Source organism: Veillonella parvula, from assembly GCF_040097785.1.
Classification (GTDB): Bacteria; Bacillota; Negativicutes; order Veillonellales; family Veillonellaceae; genus Veillonella; species Veillonella parvula_D.
The window spans coordinates 46,456-63,765 of sequence record NZ_JBBNNS010000002.1 but is presented as its reverse complement, the minus strand read 5'-3'; the positions used below and the strand labels follow the sequence as shown (position 1 = coordinate 63,765).

Sequence of the window (17,310 nt, the reverse complement as noted above, 5' to 3'; positions counted from 1 at the left end):
AGTAATAGATGAATCAATCTGTAAAACGTAAAGATGTGAAAGGTCCTCATGGTATATGGTCTTATGAGACGCCAAGCTGGAGTGAGCGATTTCCTATTGTTATGGGCGATACCTATCGTCATGGTGGCGTATCTAAAGCCCCTTATGAATCATTAAATCTAGCTTTTCATGTAGGCGATGAAGCTCAGAGTGTACGAGAAAATCGAGCTATTGTTGCGAAATATTTAGGTGTTGAACCAAACCGTATTTCTTGTGGCAATCAAGTCCATGGTTTAAAGGCTGTAGAAATCACAGAAGACCTTATTGGGGCCGGTGCTTTTGGGGAAGATACGGCCATCGATGATTGTGATGCGGTATTTACAAATCTACCTCATGTGCCATTATTTCTGTTCACTGCAGATTGCGTTGGCGTAGGCATTTACGATGCCAAACATCATGCGATTGCAACGGCACATTCAGGTTGGCGTGGTGCCATTGGCCGCTTACCAGTACTTACTATTGAGGCCATGAAAGAGGCTTATGGGACCGAGTTCAAAGATTGCTATATATATCTTGGGCCTAGTATTGGACCAGAGTCCTTTGAAGTAGATGTAGAACTAGGTAAACGCTTTGAATTAGCATGGAGAGATATGACAGACCGAGATGCATCTGATGTTGTCAATTATCCTGGTGATAAATTAGATAAGGCTTATATCAATTTATGGAATTTTATTGGTGAGGATCTCGTTGTAAATGGAATTCCTCCTGAGAATATCACAATTGGTGGTACCGATAGTGTAAGTGAAGTAGACTGTTATTCCTATCGTCGAGAGGCAGGCCTAACAGGTCGCATGGCCTTATTTGCGATGTTACAAGACCGATAAAATTCGACTTTCACAGGAATCATAATAAAGTATGATATTTTATATATATACATGCTTGAATTTGTGGAAGGGATAAGCCTTAAATCATGTACATTTGACCTTAAATACTATATAATAAAATAGTCTATACAAATATATTTGATGATTATGATATATAGATTGAAGGGGGCATTCACGTGATTGAAGAATCCCTACACGCTATACAGCAGCGCATGGCCGATGCTATGGCGCGTGTTGGTCGCGTAGATACAGCATTATTAGTGGCGGTTACAAAGAACCACCCTGTGTCGGCTGTGGAAGAGGTCGCACGGCTCGGTGTCACTCATGTAGGAGAAAATCGAGTACAAGAGGCCAAAGAAAAGCAGCTAACCTATAAGGGGCCACAATTAACATGGCATTTGATTGGTCATTTACAGGTCAATAAGGTGCGCCAAGCGGTTCCTATGTTTGATTTAATTCATTCTGTGGATAGCCGTAAATTATTAGATGAAATCGAAAAGGTTGCTGCAAAGCACGATAAAATACAAGATGTATTACTGCAAGTCAATGTGGCCCGCGAAGCCTCTAAAACGGGAATGACCGTCGAAGAGTTTCCAGAAATACGAGATTATGCAAAAACATTGCCTCATGTACGCGTAAGGGGCTTGATGTGTATGGCGCCATTTTTCGATGATCCACAGGAAGCTCGTCCAATCTTTCGCGTAGCGAATGCCTTGTTTGAGGATATGAAACGCTACTTTGAAGAAGGGCAGATTCAATATTTATCTATGGGGATGACTCATGACTTTGAGGTTGCTTTGGAAGAAGGGGCTAACATCGTTCGTGTAGGCACAGCAATTTTTGGGGAACGTGTATATTATTAAGGTTCGGGTTACCTGATAATCGGAAGCGTTAATTGTATTAGGAGGAAATCCAAATGGCATTGGGAGATTATTTAGACAAAGCAAAAAACTTATTCTTAGGCAGAACTGATGATGACTATGAATATGATGATTACGAATACGAAGATGAAGAGGAATACGAAGCTGAACCTACCCCAGTAGCAACAGCGGCTCCCGTGTCCGGCGCATCTGAATTTCATCCACGCAAGGTAGGAGGCCAATCTACGATGACACAACGTCCAACAGCTATGAAAGTAGTTGTAATTGAACCAAAAGTATTTGAAGATTCTGAAAATATTACACATCAATTGCGCGACATGCGTCCTGTATTGATTAATTTTGAAAATACAGACCCTCATGAAGCAGCTCGTATTGTAGATTTCGTATCTGGTGCGACCTATGCATTGGATGGCAAATTGGAAAAAGTAGGTAAAGACATTTTCATGTGTGTACCTGTAAATATTTCCATTGATTATAATGACAATGAAAGCAGCACAACTGAGCAAAACGAATATTCTTGGGAAAACAAATAATCTCTCTATAAATGGTGGTGATAACTATGTTAGGTAAAACCCTATGTATAGGCGTTGGCTCAATGGGGGGCGCTCTATTGCGCGGTGCATTACAGTATGGTGTGTTGAAAGCCTGTGATACACACATTCTAGTGCGTCGCGAAGAACAATGTAAGGCTCTTGCAGAGGAGCTTGGTGTAGTAGGTTTTACTACATTGCCTAATGTAAACGAGTACAACACTATTCTATTGGCTGTAAAACCACAAGTGTTACCATCTGTATTAGAGACTTTAAAAGAAGTACCTTATGGGACTGTTATGATTTCTGTTGCCGCAGGTGTCACCTTAGATACTCTTGATGCGGCTATTCCACAAGCTAACTGGTTTAGAGCTATGCCAAATACACCGGCTTCTATCGGTGCTGGCATGACGGCACTTGCTGGAGATGATGTGAATACTGACCTAGGTCTTACTGTACAAGCCTTATTTGAGGCTGTAGGTGAGGTAGCAGTGGTGAGCGAAGCCGATTTAGATCGCTTAGGCGCACTATCTGGCGCGGGCCCTGGCTATATGTTCGTTATCCTTGATGCTTTAGCTGATGCAGGCGTTCGTATTGGTTTACCACGTCAGCTAGCCATAAGGGCAGCTGCTCAAACGATGTACGGTGCTGGTAAGATGGCTCTTGAAAGTGGCAATCATCCAGCAGTACTACGAGATCAAGTGACCAGCCCCGGTGGCACCACCATTGCTGGTATTGGTGCCATGGAAAAAGGTGGACTTCGCAGTGCTCTCCAAGATGGCGTAGTAGCATGTCTTTCTCGGTCGAATGAATTGGGGAAATAATTTTGGCAGATACTAGTAAATTAATACGATATTTCGAGGCCAGTGGCAGCGGTGAGGAAGCTCGTCGCATGCTTGACTTGGCTGAGCAGGTTGTTAAAGGTCGCCCCTATCGTGTGGCGGATTTTACGAGTCCTGCAGGCCTTGTTATTGCAGATGCTATCAAGGCTAATTACCCACAGTTAACTGTTAAAACTGACGGTGGCTATGAAGGGGCGGAACGTATCCGTATCGCCTTTGTAGATAGCGATTTTAACGGTACTGTGGATATGGGTATTCGCGCTCTTAAGGTGAATTGGGACCCTCGGTTCCGATTGCTCACTCACCGCGATGTGCTGGGCTCTTTGATGGGCCTTGGCATTGATCGCTCCAAATTTGGGGACGTTATTGTCCAGCAAGGGGGCGCTCAGATTATGGTGGATGAAAGCGTGGCTGATTTCGTAATTCAAAACTTTACGAAAATTGCTATGGTTTCTGTATCTGTAGAGGCTATTGAGTTATCAGATATTGCACCAAAAGAAGAAAAAATTAAAGAAGTCCGCACTACAGTCGCTTCCTTGCGTTTAGATGCGGTAGCAAGCTCAGGGTTTAGTGTATCTCGCACTAAATTGGTGAGTGCTATCAATGCGGGCTTATTACAAGTAAACTGGCAACCATCTAAGGGGGCATCCCAAGAAGTTAAAGAAGGGGATGTCATTTCCATGCGTGGTCGTGGCCGAATGAAGGTAGAAGCCATTACAGGTACCTCTCGTAAAGGGCGTATCGGCGTATATCTGAAACGATTTATGTAGGCAGTTGAAAATCGGCTTGACCATCAAGCCGATTTTTTTGTATATAGTAGGACAGCCATGGTATCCATAACATTTCAACCTACAACTGAAGATATAATCCTATTCGTAGGCGGCGGAGAAGTAGCGGAACGACGGATGCAGCTTTTTATTGAGGAGCCTTGCCAAATTGTCGTTATCGCTCCTGCTGTAACGGATACGATTAGCCAATGGGCAAAGGAAAATCGCATCACTTGGTGTGATCGGGCTTTCACAATGGACGACGAAGAGCATATTATTTCGAGTAGTTTGCTGTTTATCTGCACAGATAATCATGAACTAAACGATACCTTGTATGAGCTAGGAAAAAAACATCGTGTGTGGACCAACCGCAGTGATGATCAGAGCGCGTGTAGATTTACTGTGCCGTCATCCCTTGAACTCGGCGATCTTCATATTGCTATTAGTGCCAATAATGTAGGACCTCGTATCAATCGTCTCGTACGACAAGATATGATGAATCGTTATGGTCAGTTGCAAAAGGCTATGCCTAGACTTAAAATATTTAGAGAAGAAGTAAAGTTACTACTTCCTACGCCAGAGGCTCGACAGAAATTTTGGCGAGACAATCTGACGGTAGAAACATTTGAAGCCATTCTCAAGGGAGATTGGATGATTATAGAGGAGAAACTAAACCATGCAATTAGTGGTATTAGGTCTAAATCATAGAAGTGCCGCTGTAGAGGTGCGTGAACGTTTCTCGTTTGATAAAGACGAGGTAGTTGCCGCACTAAACCGCCTCTATGAATTTGACTGTATCTCAGAATGCGTTATATTATCCACCTGTAATAGAACGGAAATTTATGCTGCTTTAGAAGGTGTAGAATTCCCGAAGGATTACATGTTGGCAGTGTTAAAAGATTTAAAAAGAGCAGATCATATCGATGCAGATGCATTCTTCTTCTACGAAGAACGAGATTGTATTGAGCATCTATTCCGTGTTTCTGCTAGTCTTGATTCCCTTGTGTTAGGGGAAGGCCAAATCTTGAGCCAATTAAAAGGGGCTTATATTCAGGCTTATAGCGCAGGCTGTACGGGAACAATTTTTAATATTTTATTCCAACGGGCTATTAGCGTTGGTAAAAAGGTACGTACTAATACGGGCATTGCTAATACGCCTGTATCTGTTAGTTACACGGCGGTCAATCTTGCGGAGGACAGTTTAGATAAGCCATTATCCGAAGCTACAGTACTTATTTTGGGTGCTGGTACGATGAGTGAATTGACAGCTACTCATTTACAAGCGAAGGGTGTAAAAACGATTTTCGTATCTAATAGAACCTTTGCTAAGGCTGAAATGTTAGCGGAACGCTTTAATGGTAAAGCTGTTAAGCTCGATAACTTTGTAGAGTATGCTAAAGATGCGGATATTCTTATCACATCTACAGGGGCACCGCATTATATTATTACTGAAAAAGAAGCGAAGAAAATTACGACTCTTCGCAAGGGTGAACCAATCGTTATGATCGATATAGCGGTACCTCGTGATATTGATCCTGCGGTGGCAGATTTGGACGGTATTTACCTATTTAATATTGACTCTCTTGAAAGTGTAGTAGAAGAAAATAAGGCGCAGCGCGAAGAAGAAGCTCGTCGTGCGGAGCCTATTATTCATGATGCTATTGAAGAGTTATTGGATAAGTTGAGCTATTTAACAGTGCGTCCTATGATGGCATTGCTCACGGAAAAGGCTGAGCGTATTCGCCGTCGTGAATTACATCGCGCATTAGCTAAATTGCCAGATATTTCCGATAAAGAGCGCCGTGTTATGGACTCGATGAGTCGCATGATCATTCGCAAAATGTTGCGTGAACCGATGATTCACTTCAACGAAATTGCTGGTACAGAGGAAGAAGGCTTGTACTGGGACTTATTCAAAGATATGTTTAATCTTGAGAAAGAAGGCTAATGCCATGAGAGATCATATTCGAATCGGCACGCGAAAAAGTGCCCTTGCCCTGTGGCAGGCTGAACATATTAGTGCAGAATTACAGCGTCTGTACCCAAATATTACGGTAGAGCTGGTTCACTTTAATACAAAAGGTGACCGTATCTTAGAGAAACCACTGGCTCAAGTTGGTGGTAAAGGTTTATTTACTGCTGAATTAGAAGAGGCTATGCATGCAGGCAACATCGACATCGCCGTACATAGCTTAAAGGATATGCCTACAGAGTTGCCAGAAGGCCTTACTCTTGGTGCCATCTCCGCTCGTGAAGTGCCTTATGATGCACTAGTGAGTCCCGTGTATAAAACACTAGACAAATTGCCACAAGGCGCTCGCGTTGGCACTAGTAGTTTACGCCGGCAAGCACAGCTATTACATGTCCGACCTGACCTAAAGGTAGAGGTTATTCGCGGTAATGTGCAGACTCGTTTGAGCAAAATTGAAACGGAAAAGCTAGACGGTGTTATCTTGGCTCAAGCAGGCCTTAAGCGATTGGGGTTAGAAGACCAAATTACACAAGTCTTCAAGGCCGACGAAATGATTCCTGCCGTTGGACAAGGGGCACTCGCTATCGAGTGTCGTGCCGACGATACGGAGATGCTTGACATGTTGGATCCTATCAACGATGAAGCAACGCGTTATGCCGTTGAAGGGGAGCGCAGTTTCTTGCGTCAATTAAATGGTGGTTGTCAAGTGCCAATGGGCGTACATGGCACCATCAATAAAGGTCAATTGACTTTAAAGGCTATGATTGCATCCCTCGATGGAAAAACTGTGTACGAAGGGGAAATCTCTGGTCCCGCTAAAAAAGGCGAGATCCTTGGTAAAAATCTTGCAAAAGCCTTATATGAAGAAGGGGGCAAACGTATTGTGGATGCTCTCATAGAGGAAGGAATCATAAAATGACAGGTATGGTATATCTAATCGGTGCAGGCCCTGGCGATGTTAAACTCATCACTGTAAAAGGCCGTGAATGCATCGAAAAAGCAGATGTAATTGTATATGATTATTTAGCGGATGCTCATCTGTTAGAGTGGGCGCGCCCAGATGCAGAATTAATTTACGCTGGTAAGCAGTGTAAAGAGCACACAATGCATCAATGGGAAATCAATGAGCTATTAGTACAAAAAGGAAAAGAAGGCAAAATCGTAGCACGATTAAAAGGCGGTGATCCGCTCGTATTTGGTCGTGGTGGTGAAGAAGCGATGGCTCTTGGCGAAGCCGGTGTGCCATTTGAGTTCGTGCCAGGTGTAACATCTCCCATCGCAGCGCCTGCCTATGCAGGGATTCCTGTAACACAACGCGCTATGGCCACATCCTTTGCGGTGGTAACAGGTCATGAGGATCCTACAAAAGCAGTATCTGGCATCCATTGGGAAGGCCTTGCTACGGCGGTAGATACACTTTGCTTTGTAATGGGTGTTGGTAACTTGCCTGTCATTGCGGAAAAATTGATGGCTCATGGGCGAGCAGCCTCTACACCAGTAGCGCTTGTTCGGTGGGGAACAAAAACAGTACAAGAGGTATTAGTTTCTACCCTTGAACATGTCGTTGAAGATGTAGCAAAGGCTCAATTGAAAGCGCCAGCTATCATCGTAGTAGGTGATGTTGTCAACCTTCGTGAAAAATTACAATGGTTCGATAATAAACCTTTATTCGGTAAAACTGTCGTAGTCACACGCGCTCGCTCCCAAGCAAGTGCATTCCGCGAAAAATTAGCGGCTCAAGGTGCTAATGTAGTGGAAGCAGCGGCAATCAAAACATCTCCATTGGAATTGTTTGAGGAAGATAAACGCATCATCAACAATACAAAAGAATACCAATGTATCGTATTCACATCTGGTGAAGGGGTTCGTTACTTCTTCGATGCTCTATATAAAGAAGGCAAAGATACACGTGCTTTAGGTAATTCTAAAGTGGCGGCTATCGGCTGTGCTACGGCTCGTGAACTTCAAAAATATGGCATCGTACCGGATATCATTCCTGTAGACTACAAGGCTGAATCTGCTGTAGAGGCTCTTGAAGAAGAACTCAATGCAGGGGATTCTGTACTGTTGATTCAACCAAAGGTAGCACGCGATGTGATTCCACGTTGCTTGCGTCACCGCGATATGAATGTAGATATCTTGCGTTTATACGAAACTACACAAGATACATCTCAACAAGAAGCATTAGTAACAGCGTTAACAGAAGGCAATGTAGATTATATTACCTTCACAAGCTCCTCTACTGTAACAAATACAATCCAATTATTGGGCGACAATGCACTAGAGTTATTAGGCAAAACTAAAGTGGCTTGCATCGGTCCAATTACGGCTGCTACGGCTATGAGTGCAGGTCTTAAACCGGCTATCATCAGCGATGTATATACAACAGATGGCTTAGTAAATGCTATTGTAAAAGACATTTAGGAGGATTACATGTACGATTTAACATACCGTCCTCGCCGCTTGCGTATCAATCCAGAAATGCGTGATTTGGTACGCGAAACGACACTCGACGTAACTGATTTGATTTATCCATTATTTATCGTGCCTGGTGAAGGTATCAAAAAAGAAATCGACACATTGCCAGGTCAATATCACTTGTCTGTTGATGAGGCTGTGAAAGTAGCTCAAGAGGCTTATGATCTTGGTGTGCGTGGTGTAGAAATCTTTGGTATTCCTACATATAAAGATGAGCAAGGTTCCTCTGCTTGGGATATGTCCCAACCAGTACAACAAGCCATCAAAGCCATCCGCGAAGCCGTGCCAAATCTTTTGGTTATTTCTGATGTATGCTTGTGCCAATATACCTCTACCGGTCACTGTGGCATGATTGATGACCATGAAATCTTGAACGACGAAACATTACCATTGCTTTGTAAAGTTGCGGTAAGCCAAGCAGAAGCTGGTGCACATATGGTGGCTCCATCCGATATGATGGACGGTCGCGTAGGTGCTATTCGTGAAGCCCTTGATGCGGCAGGTTATACCAACGTATCTATCATGAGCTATGCGGCAAAATACGCATCTGCTTACTATGGTCCGTTCCGCGGCGCTGTTAATTCTGCGCCAAAATTTGGTGACCGCAAATCTTATCAAATGGACCCGGCTAATCGTTTAGAAGCTTTCAGAGAAATCGAACTCGATATCGCTGAAGGTGCGGATATTATCATGATTAAACCGGCGTTATCCTACTTGGACATCGTTCGTGAAACGCGTGACCGCTATGAATTGCCGGTTGCGGTATACAATGTATCTGGTGAGTATGCGATGGTTAAATCCGCCGCAGCGGCTGGTCTTATCGACGAAGAACGCCTCGTTATGGAAACAATGCTTTCCATGAAGCGTGCTGGTGCTAAAATCATCATTACGTACCATGCCTTAGATATTGCTAAATGGTTACAACAATAAGGAGGAACTATGTTCCAACTCGGTAAATCTGAAAAGGCCTTTAACGAGGCTAAACGTTATATGCCAGGCGGCGTAAATAGCCCTGTTCGTTCCTACCGTAGCGTAGGATCTAACCCTCCATTTATCAGCAGTGCCAGTGGCAGCCGTATTTATGATATCGATAACAACGAATACATCGACTATGTGTTGAGCTGGGGCCCTATGATTTTGGGCCATGCGAACCCTGAAGTTATTGCTAGTTTGCAAGAGGCGATTCCTCGTGGTACTAGCTATGGTGCGCCTACACTACTAGAAACAGAATTGGCTAAAAAGATACAAGCCTTCATGCCATCTATGGAGGTTATCCGCCTCGTAAACTCTGGTACAGAGGCTACCATGAGTGCATTGCGCGTAGCTCGTGGCTATACTGGTCGCGATCGTATCGTAAAATTTGTAGGCTGTTACCATGGTCATAGTGATGCGCTCTTGGTGAAAGCTGGCTCTGGCCTTGCTACCTTTGGCGTGCCGGATAGCCCTGGCGTTCCTCAAGGCGTAGCAGAGAATACCATAACATTACCGTACAATGATTCTGAAGCGGTTCGTAAATTATTCGACGATATGGGCGATACTATTGCGGCAATCATAGTTGAACCTGTAGCTGGCAACATGGGTTGCGTACCTCCAGTACCTAGTTTCCTCGAAACCTTGCGAGAAGTGACTAAGGCTCATGGCGCAGTGTTGATCTTTGACGAAGTTATGTGTGGCTTCCGCGCTAGTAGTGGCGGGGCTCAAAAACGTTACAATATCAAACCAGACCTTACATGCCTTGGTAAAATCGTTGGTGGTGGCATGCCACTTGCTGTGTTTGGTGGCTCTCGCGAGATTATGAACCAAATTGCACCAGCTGGTCCTATCTACCAAGCTGGTACATTGAGTGGTAACCCAATTGCCGTTACCTCTGGTTTGGCAACGCTTTCCATTCTGCAACGTGATCCAACGGTGTTTAAACAAGTAGAAGATACGACGATTGCCCTTTGCGAAGGCTTTGAAAGATTGGCAGCACAATACAATGTACCTGTTGTAGTACAGCGGGTAGGCTCTATGTTCACCATCTTCTTCACTGATAAACCAGTTAAGAACTTTGATGATGCAGCAGCTTGCAACGAAGAACAATTCAAAATGTTCTTCCACCATAACTTGAGCCATGGTATTTACTATGCGCCAAGCCCTTATGAAAGTAATTTCGTATCTATCTGTCATAAGAGCAGTGAAGTAGAACGCACATTAGCCGTTGCTGATGAAGCTTTCAAAAAAATCAGTGATACATTATTATAAAAGTATATAGTTTGTAGTTGTTTATGTATCGATACAGGTGATGAACATGCAGTTTTACAAGAACTTAAAGCGTGCTCGCGTGCGCATGGGCAAAAGCCAAATCGAAGTAGCAAAGGCCGTAGGTATCAGTAATGCGGCGCTTTCAAATTACGAAACAGGGTATCGCGAACCAGATTTAGATACACTCTGTGCCCTGTCTCGCTATTATGGATTGACCTTGGATGAGCTGTTGGATGTAAATGGAGAAGAACACGAGCCCATCTATGATCTCAGTCCTGTACTAAAAAATAAATACATCGCCTATAAAGGTGATGTATTCGAGTTGAAAGACTCACAAAAACGTGCGCTCTTGCGCGAGCTAGATAATCTATTTACTAAATTTGAGAAATCAAAAGTAGAAGATAAAAGTAGCAAGCCAAAGACGTACAAACATGGGAACCCTCATATCAATCGGGCTGGACTAGCTAGCAGTGCTGGTAGCTTAGTGGCAAGACGGAATATAAAGTAGTGCTATACTACATTGTAGACCGAGTGGGACATGTTTATTTGAACAATTTAATTAACTTAATTATAAAAAGTACCATCTATTTGGGGAGCTAAACGACACATAAGTCGTCCCTAGATAGATGGTGCTTTTTTTTTGCCGTATATAACAAAATATTCTTTGGTGGTATACGCTAGTTTAACATATAATTGAATTATAGAAGGGGAATAAATATTTATTAATTAGATATGATATTTGATATTATTAAAAGATGTTGGTGTTTTGTATGAAGCTATTTGATTATATAGCTTAGGTAGTTTGGTATGAAAAAAATTTGTTCTTTAATACTGATTGTTATAGCAATTATTAGTACCACTATTTATCAGTATTATTATCACGATGGTTCTCCTAATAATATAGTTATTCTGGATGAGTCCCATGAATTAGTAGATACATCAATTAAAGAAACCGTCTCTAGTCGTATTTTAGCCGTATATCTTGATGAGCCTTACTATTATTATTTAGGCTATGATGGAATCGGTCGATATGATATTAGAAATCACATGTTAGATGTTCTAGAATTTGAAATTTACGGTGATGAGACTGGCAAGCATAAAATTAATTATTCAAGATCTAAGATGATTGTTAATAAGAAATCTAAGTTAGAAGCTTTTTCAAAAGAGACTTTAGATAACTTTGAAAAAATGCTGATGAACTCAGAACGTGGTGCTAAATATTATAATAAACGATGGTATCATTCAGGCTATGAAGCCACATTTCTCGACTTAGATAAGCATCTAATTATTACAAATGACGTAAGAGGAATAAAAGAGACTCCTACTAAAATCTTAATATTTAATGTTAGTGGTTTTATTATCATTGATAAAGAAACAAATAATATACAAGTATATTTTGATGAAAGTATTGCTGGTAAAAAGGTTAGAGACTCTTTAATTACTATGTTGAAATATAACTATGGCGATTATCTAACCATATTAAATAGTCTTGATGAAATTGGGAAAGACGAACGGACCATCTTGTTACAATTAAGAGATAATTATGTTAATAAAAAGTAGTAATATATTATATTTATATTCATAATATTGTGTAGTAAAAATTGAGAGTACTTTAACGAGTTGATTTGATGGAGTTGTTAGTTTTGAAAAAGATAGGAATGTAAATATTCTATTTAGTATGTATTATCTTAATTATAAGGAGATTTAGTAGATCGATGGAGTTCTTTGATTCTTTTTTGAATTTATATGATACAAATTATGAGGTTAAAGGTACAATTCAGGCTATAGGATTTTTAATTGCATTTATTTGTATTCCTGAGTTGATTGGTAATCATGATAGTATAGAATCTTTTACTTCAGCTAAGCCTATAGTGAGATGTGTAGTAAGGATTATTTTGAGTATCTTCTTATTTTTTGCAATATTTACTTTGTTGGGTTTGCTGATGGATAATGGACTATTATAATTCACTAAGTAAAACGGGTTAATGATGAACGTATAGATTTTAAGCTAGAATAAATTAGTGGATAGAGGTATAAATATGATCTATTTTAAAAGTAAAAAAAGCTTAGATACATTTTTAATGGTCTTTATATTGGGTGCTGTTAAGGCATATAGACGAAATTATATTGACTTGACCATTTTAGAATATTACATATTTAGTATGTTAATTCGATTAATGTGTAGAAAAGCACATCTGTCCGATAAACTGTTAAATATAATTGGTGATGGGATGAGTTTAGAGGATGTTGATGAGTGGATGGCTCGTAGAATCCCTATACCAGCATTAAATGATACGTTAGATGATATTGAATGCAGTAGTTGGATTGCTTTAATAGAACGGGAGTTAGAGGGTAATACTTTATCTGAAGCGTTAAAGATTTCTACACATGATGAAAAGAAGTTCGGTATCTATTTCTTTACCGATTATGTAGAGGAGATATTTTGGGCGTTGTTTTTGTTAGGATTGTATGAAGTCTTACAAAAACCTGAATTCATTTCTGAATCAATCTTAAGTTGTATTAAACAGACCTATTTGTCTGAAATATATACGTGTGAACGTATTCAGAATGAAGATCTTCAAGCATGTATTTCCAATTTACAGGAGATAGCGGATACTAATATATCCGGGCAATTAAGTAAAGATTTAATTACTATGAAAGCAAAATTAGCATCATTACAGATATTATTACCATTTTATGATGTGAGTTTTGACAAGTTAGAAACAGGCATTGATTTAAAAGCCACTAAAGGGATGTTTTGGCAGATCAAAGTTTCAGGGAAGTTTATAGACTTGGGATTATAGATTCTAGAAGATTTTTAAGTTGTATATATACTTATGATTATTATTTAAGAAAACTAAGCTAGAAGACTTTTCAAAAGAGGCTTTATATAACGTTAGAAAAATGCTAATGAACTCAGACCATGGTGCTAAATACTAACAATAATCGCTGGTATTATTTAGGTTATGAACTAACATTTCTTGATTTAGATAAACATCGAATCATTACTAATGATGATGTAAGAGGGATAGAAGATTTTTCGACGAAATTCCTAATAATTAATGTGAGGATATATGGATAGATATATTAAGAAAATAAGAGATATACTTATTGATTGTATGCCAATACATTGGTATAAGTGTTATTTGTTTTTTGAATGTACAGAATCAGGCATGAGTTCAGCCTGTTACAATGTTAAGACCCCTTCCGGTTCTATTATTACTGATGGTGATTTGCTATATAATTGTAATGATGAAAAAGTAAAATCTATAAAAGCTGGGACTAGTGAGATTTTGACGTATGTACGTTTACTTCATGAAGCTTCTACAGAACAATGGACGTGGGGAACAATGTATATTTCACGCGATGATTATGAGCCCCATTGTGAATTTCATAATGATCCTGTAACTGACGATTGTTGGCTTCAAAATAGATATAAGTGGGAATATCAGAATTTTGGTGTTCTAGCTAGAGAAGATGAATTTGAGCCGGATATATATAAAGAAATGCTAAAAGGTCCACGAGGTATTTTATTATTGGAAGATATGGAGTCTAGTGTATTAGCAAAAAATTATACTGCCATTGATAAGGCGTTTAAGTTAAAGCATAAAAGCTTAGAATCGGAACTTGAAAAACATTATAATAAAGTAGCCAAAAGTATATACAAGTTAACGCCTCTAAATTGGCATCGTGCTAAATTACACTTTGATATGAATGTTAATAATTCCTCTGTAGAGCTTTTGGTTTATAAAACTGAGGATGATTCATATATTACAAAGTATGTAGAAAATAATGATGAAGAGCCGGCTATTATTTCGGAAGTTATGTATAATTTAAAGAATGAAATTTTATCAATGATTGAGACTTTTAAATTCTATAATCAAAATCCGTTCTCTGGATTAATATTTATATTAACAGCTAATGGTGAAGTATCTTTAGAATTATCTTACTCAGATTAGTAGGTTAGTATTACATACTATTATAATGACACCTATACCACCAACAAGGGCTTGGTATAGGTGTCATTTTTATATTACAAAATGATAAAAAATCATTATTACTTAAAATCTAAGTAGTTCTATTAAAATCACCAGATTTCTAAGTTTTTATGAGTGTTTTATGATAAAATAAAAGATATGAATATCTCAACAACTAGATTTATTATTTATAATAGAGATATTATTGAGTATAAGATGACGTGAGTTTATGGAGAAATATTACTAATATACAAATATGAATAAAATAATTGTTTTTATTAAAGGTCTACTGCAGTTATCCACGATATTGGTAGGTATATTTGGTCTATTTCTCTTTATAGGTGGGGGTTGGTTATATCATGATTTACAGTATCGGTATGTAGTTGATAGCAGATACAATACAATTTTTGATAAGGCCAACAGTGTATATCTCATTAATAAAGGTATTTCGATGGATATTATTAATGATAAAATTTATGCGATGAATGATGATGTCTATGTTATTATTAATCAAGAGAGCAATACAATTATTGTATATTATTTAAATCCAGAAGATGTTGAAATTATAAATAATTTTACAAGATTACAACAATGGTATTACGGTGATAATATGATATTACAACCGATTGAAAGTTTAGGTCCATCTGAAACATTTGATATATATAAGAAATTGTCAGAAGCGCCTGGAAGGTTTCAATCACAAGGTAGCCGAATTTCTTTTTAATAGCAGTATAATTTTAGATTCCAAGTTCTAATAACGTAGTTAGGACTTGGAATCTTTTATTATTTTTTGATCAGTTTAAGCGGTAGTCATTAAATATAAAACTTCTTAATTAAAGAGGAGTATTATGTTACTTATATTAAATAAGTCCTATTAAAATTACCGGAATTTTATGATTTTATGAGTGTCTTATGATAAAATAGATGCTGCATTTGGTAATGCTAAAGCTGCATTCGGAAAATTAAAGATTGGTGTTAGAATGACAAAAATTTCTGAAGATAAAGTTCATGTGGTTGGGCAAGCAAAAGATTTATATAATTTTGAATGGCTTCCTGATTACGATAATAAAATCGGATCTATTCCTCCGGCAGAGCTTTCTACTGCGTATATAGATAAACTATGGTCTATGGTAATGAGTGCATCAAAGGAGAGTGCATTAATTGCTGCAGCTAATATTGCATATTTAGAACAGAGAGCTAGAATTATAAAGCCTTTTAAATATGGAATTCAAATTGATACTGTTATTTAAGCTGAAGTGAGAGCATAGTAGAGATGAAATATATATTAATTATTTTGGTAAGTATTTTGAGTTTAGCAGTATGCTCAATAATCTATATTGGTGAATCTAATTCATATAAATATGAACCTCGTTATTTTTTGGGATATTCCAAGGGTGAAAATTATATATTGGATAATAAAACTGGGTCCACATTAGAATATAATGGATACTCTTACGAATCACAATTAAACTATCTATATAGTTATGGAAAAACAGGTTTTCTAAAAATTGATTTAATTTTAGATCAAATATACTATTTATTTGATGAGGAAACCGATGAAAATTATAAAAAATATACTTTAAACAACTATTTGATAGAGAAAAAAGAGCTAGAAAAAGAACAGAAACCAATTCACATACATATTTTATCTAGTAAGGCAGACCTAACTTCTGAGGAACAGGATATTTATAATCGGTTGAAAGATAAGAAGATGAGATATCCTAATCGTTCTATTATTGTTAAAGTAAAATAATATGCTTAATATTTTGGTGATTTGGATGCTTCGTAAGACAAGCTTGTGATGTATTTATTAAGACTTTTCTATACTAATAAATAATTTGATATTACAGATTATTTTAATGACACCTATACCACCCATAAGGGCTTGGTATAGGTGTCATTTTTATATTACAAAATAGTAAAAAATCAGAATTACTTAAAATCTAAGTCATTCTATTAAAATCACTAGAATTTTACGATTTTATGAGTGTTTTATGATAAAATAAAAGGTATGAATACTTCAACAACTAAGTCTATTACCTATAATGGCGACAGAATTGAATATGAGTTAACCATCAAGCGTGTGAAGAACATGAACATGCGCATTACCAGGGATGGTGTGATCCATGTGTCGGCGAATGGGTACATACCGGATTATGTGGTGGATAAATTTGTCATCGAAAATATGCCCTCCATTGAGCGGGCTCGTTACAAGATTGATGCATTGAATGCCAAGTGCGTTGAGGCGTTGCAGTATGTGAATGGTGAAAGCTTATCAATTCTTGGTATTCTCGTTACCTTACGCCTAGTTGAGCAGGATGGAAAGCCTCATATCGGCTTTGACGGAAAAGCCATCCTTACCATGGTAGTACCTCGTGGTACGACCTTTGAAGCAAAGCATAAATTAATGCAAAGTTATTGGCGTAATTTAGGGGAGAAGGTCTTTGTCCACTGGGCGAAGGTCGTATATCAGCGCTTTCACAAGCAAGGTATTGATGTACCTATGCCAACCATAAAGCAGCAGCGCATGAAGAGCCGTTGGGGTTCTTGTACGCCTGCAAAGCAGCTCATTAAGATGAATACCCGCTTATTAGAGGGGCCACAGGCGTATATTGAATACGTTATGGTTCATGAGTTTGCCCATTTTAAATATTTAGACCATTCCAAGAACTTTCACAATCTCGTGGCACAGTTTTTGCCAGATTGGAAGGTCCGCAAGAAGTCATTGAACGTGTATTTTGCTCATCGCCCTTAAA

Annotated in this window: 20 protein-coding genes; all 20 read left to right on the top strand. The window is 38.9% G+C overall.

From position 1 onward, the window contains the following. Positions 1-8 precede the first annotated feature (8 nt). On the top strand, positions 9-863 hold the full coding sequence (locus AAA071_RS04285) for a purine nucleoside phosphorylase YfiH/LACC1 family protein (RefSeq protein WP_278618696.1): 855 nt from the start codon (positions 9-11) through the stop codon (positions 861-863). Between the two features lie 176 nt (positions 864-1,039). Continuing rightward, positions 1,040-1,726: a YggS family pyridoxal phosphate-dependent enzyme gene (locus tag AAA071_RS04280; protein ID WP_004695221.1), complete on the top strand. Its 687-nt coding sequence runs from the start codon at positions 1,040-1,042 to the stop codon at positions 1,724-1,726. A 53-nt stretch (positions 1,727-1,779) separates the two neighbouring features. Next, positions 1,780-2,277 (top strand): cell division protein SepF, encoded by a 498-nt coding sequence (locus AAA071_RS04275; protein WP_278618694.1) that lies wholly within the window; start codon positions 1,780-1,782, stop codon positions 2,275-2,277. Between the two features lie 26 nt (positions 2,278-2,303). Then, a complete protein-coding gene (gene proC / locus AAA071_RS04270) occupies positions 2,304-3,098 on the top strand; it encodes a pyrroline-5-carboxylate reductase (protein WP_278618692.1) in 795 nt (264 codons plus the stop codon). A 2-nt stretch (positions 3,099-3,100) separates the two neighbouring features. Beyond that, a complete protein-coding gene (locus tag AAA071_RS04265) occupies positions 3,101-3,886 on the top strand; it encodes a YlmH family RNA-binding protein (RefSeq protein WP_349234057.1) in 786 nt (261 codons plus the stop codon). Between the two features lie 57 nt (positions 3,887-3,943). After that, a complete protein-coding gene (locus AAA071_RS04260) occupies positions 3,944-4,591 on the top strand; it encodes a precorrin-2 dehydrogenase/sirohydrochlorin ferrochelatase family protein (protein WP_349234056.1) in 648 nt (215 codons plus the stop codon). Then, positions 4,560-5,831, top strand: a complete 1,272-nt coding sequence (gene hemA / locus AAA071_RS04255; protein WP_349234055.1) for a glutamyl-tRNA reductase — start codon at positions 4,560-4,562, stop codon at positions 5,829-5,831. Before AAA071_RS04260 ends, hemA begins: the two co-directional genes overlap by 32 nt. A gap of 4 nt (positions 5,832-5,835) precedes the next feature. Beyond that, positions 5,836-6,774, top strand: a complete 939-nt coding sequence (hemC, locus tag AAA071_RS04250; RefSeq protein ID WP_316604163.1) for a hydroxymethylbilane synthase — start codon at positions 5,836-5,838, stop codon at positions 6,772-6,774. Next, complete coding sequence (gene cobA / locus AAA071_RS04245; protein ID WP_349234054.1) at positions 6,771-8,279, top strand: uroporphyrinogen-III C-methyltransferase; 1,509 nt, start codon at positions 6,771-6,773, stop codon at positions 8,277-8,279. The genes hemC and cobA overlap by 4 nt, the downstream gene beginning before the upstream one ends. A gap of 9 nt (positions 8,280-8,288) precedes the next feature. Then, positions 8,289-9,263, top strand: coding sequence for a porphobilinogen synthase (gene hemB / locus AAA071_RS04240; protein ID WP_008602583.1), 975 nt, complete (start codon positions 8,289-8,291; stop codon positions 9,261-9,263). A 9-nt stretch (positions 9,264-9,272) separates the two neighbouring features. After that, entirely contained in the window at positions 9,273-10,577 is a 1,305-nt protein-coding gene (hemL, locus tag AAA071_RS04235) for a glutamate-1-semialdehyde 2,1-aminomutase (RefSeq protein ID WP_012864736.1), read from the top strand. A 46-nt stretch (positions 10,578-10,623) separates the two neighbouring features. After that, a complete protein-coding gene (locus AAA071_RS04230) occupies positions 10,624-11,085 on the top strand; it encodes a helix-turn-helix domain-containing protein (RefSeq protein WP_012864735.1) in 462 nt (153 codons plus the stop codon). 299 nt (positions 11,086-11,384) lie between these two features. Further along, entirely contained in the window at positions 11,385-12,137 is a 753-nt protein-coding gene (locus AAA071_RS04225) for a hypothetical protein (RefSeq protein ID WP_012864734.1), read from the top strand. Positions 12,138-12,292: 155 nt separating this feature from the next. Further along, on the top strand, positions 12,293-12,541 hold the full coding sequence (locus AAA071_RS04220; protein ID WP_012864733.1) for a hypothetical protein: 249 nt from the start codon (positions 12,293-12,295) through the stop codon (positions 12,539-12,541). A gap of 75 nt (positions 12,542-12,616) precedes the next feature. Then, positions 12,617-13,381, top strand: a complete 765-nt coding sequence (locus AAA071_RS04215; protein WP_012864732.1) for a DUF3969 family protein — start codon at positions 12,617-12,619, stop codon at positions 13,379-13,381. A gap of 270 nt (positions 13,382-13,651) precedes the next feature. Then, entirely contained in the window at positions 13,652-14,536 is an 885-nt protein-coding gene (locus tag AAA071_RS04210) for an immunity protein YezG family protein (RefSeq protein ID WP_349234053.1), read from the top strand. Between the two features lie 469 nt (positions 14,537-15,005). Beyond that, on the top strand, positions 15,006-15,278 hold the full coding sequence (locus tag AAA071_RS04205; protein WP_187658824.1) for a hypothetical protein: 273 nt from the start codon (positions 15,006-15,008) through the stop codon (positions 15,276-15,278). A gap of 181 nt (positions 15,279-15,459) precedes the next feature. Further along, positions 15,460-15,804 carry a hypothetical protein gene (locus AAA071_RS04200; RefSeq protein WP_229039603.1) on the top strand — a complete coding sequence of 115 codons (345 nt, stop codon included), beginning with the start codon at positions 15,460-15,462 and terminating at the stop codon, positions 15,802-15,804. 23 nt (positions 15,805-15,827) lie between these two features. Continuing rightward, positions 15,828-16,307: a hypothetical protein gene (locus tag AAA071_RS04195; protein WP_077707604.1), complete on the top strand. Its 480-nt coding sequence runs from the start codon at positions 15,828-15,830 to the stop codon at positions 16,305-16,307. Positions 16,308-16,541: 234 nt separating this feature from the next. Further along, positions 16,542-17,309, top strand: a complete 768-nt coding sequence (locus AAA071_RS04190; RefSeq protein ID WP_349234052.1) for a M48 family metallopeptidase — start codon at positions 16,542-16,544, stop codon at positions 17,307-17,309. Position 17,310 lies beyond the last annotated feature (1 nt).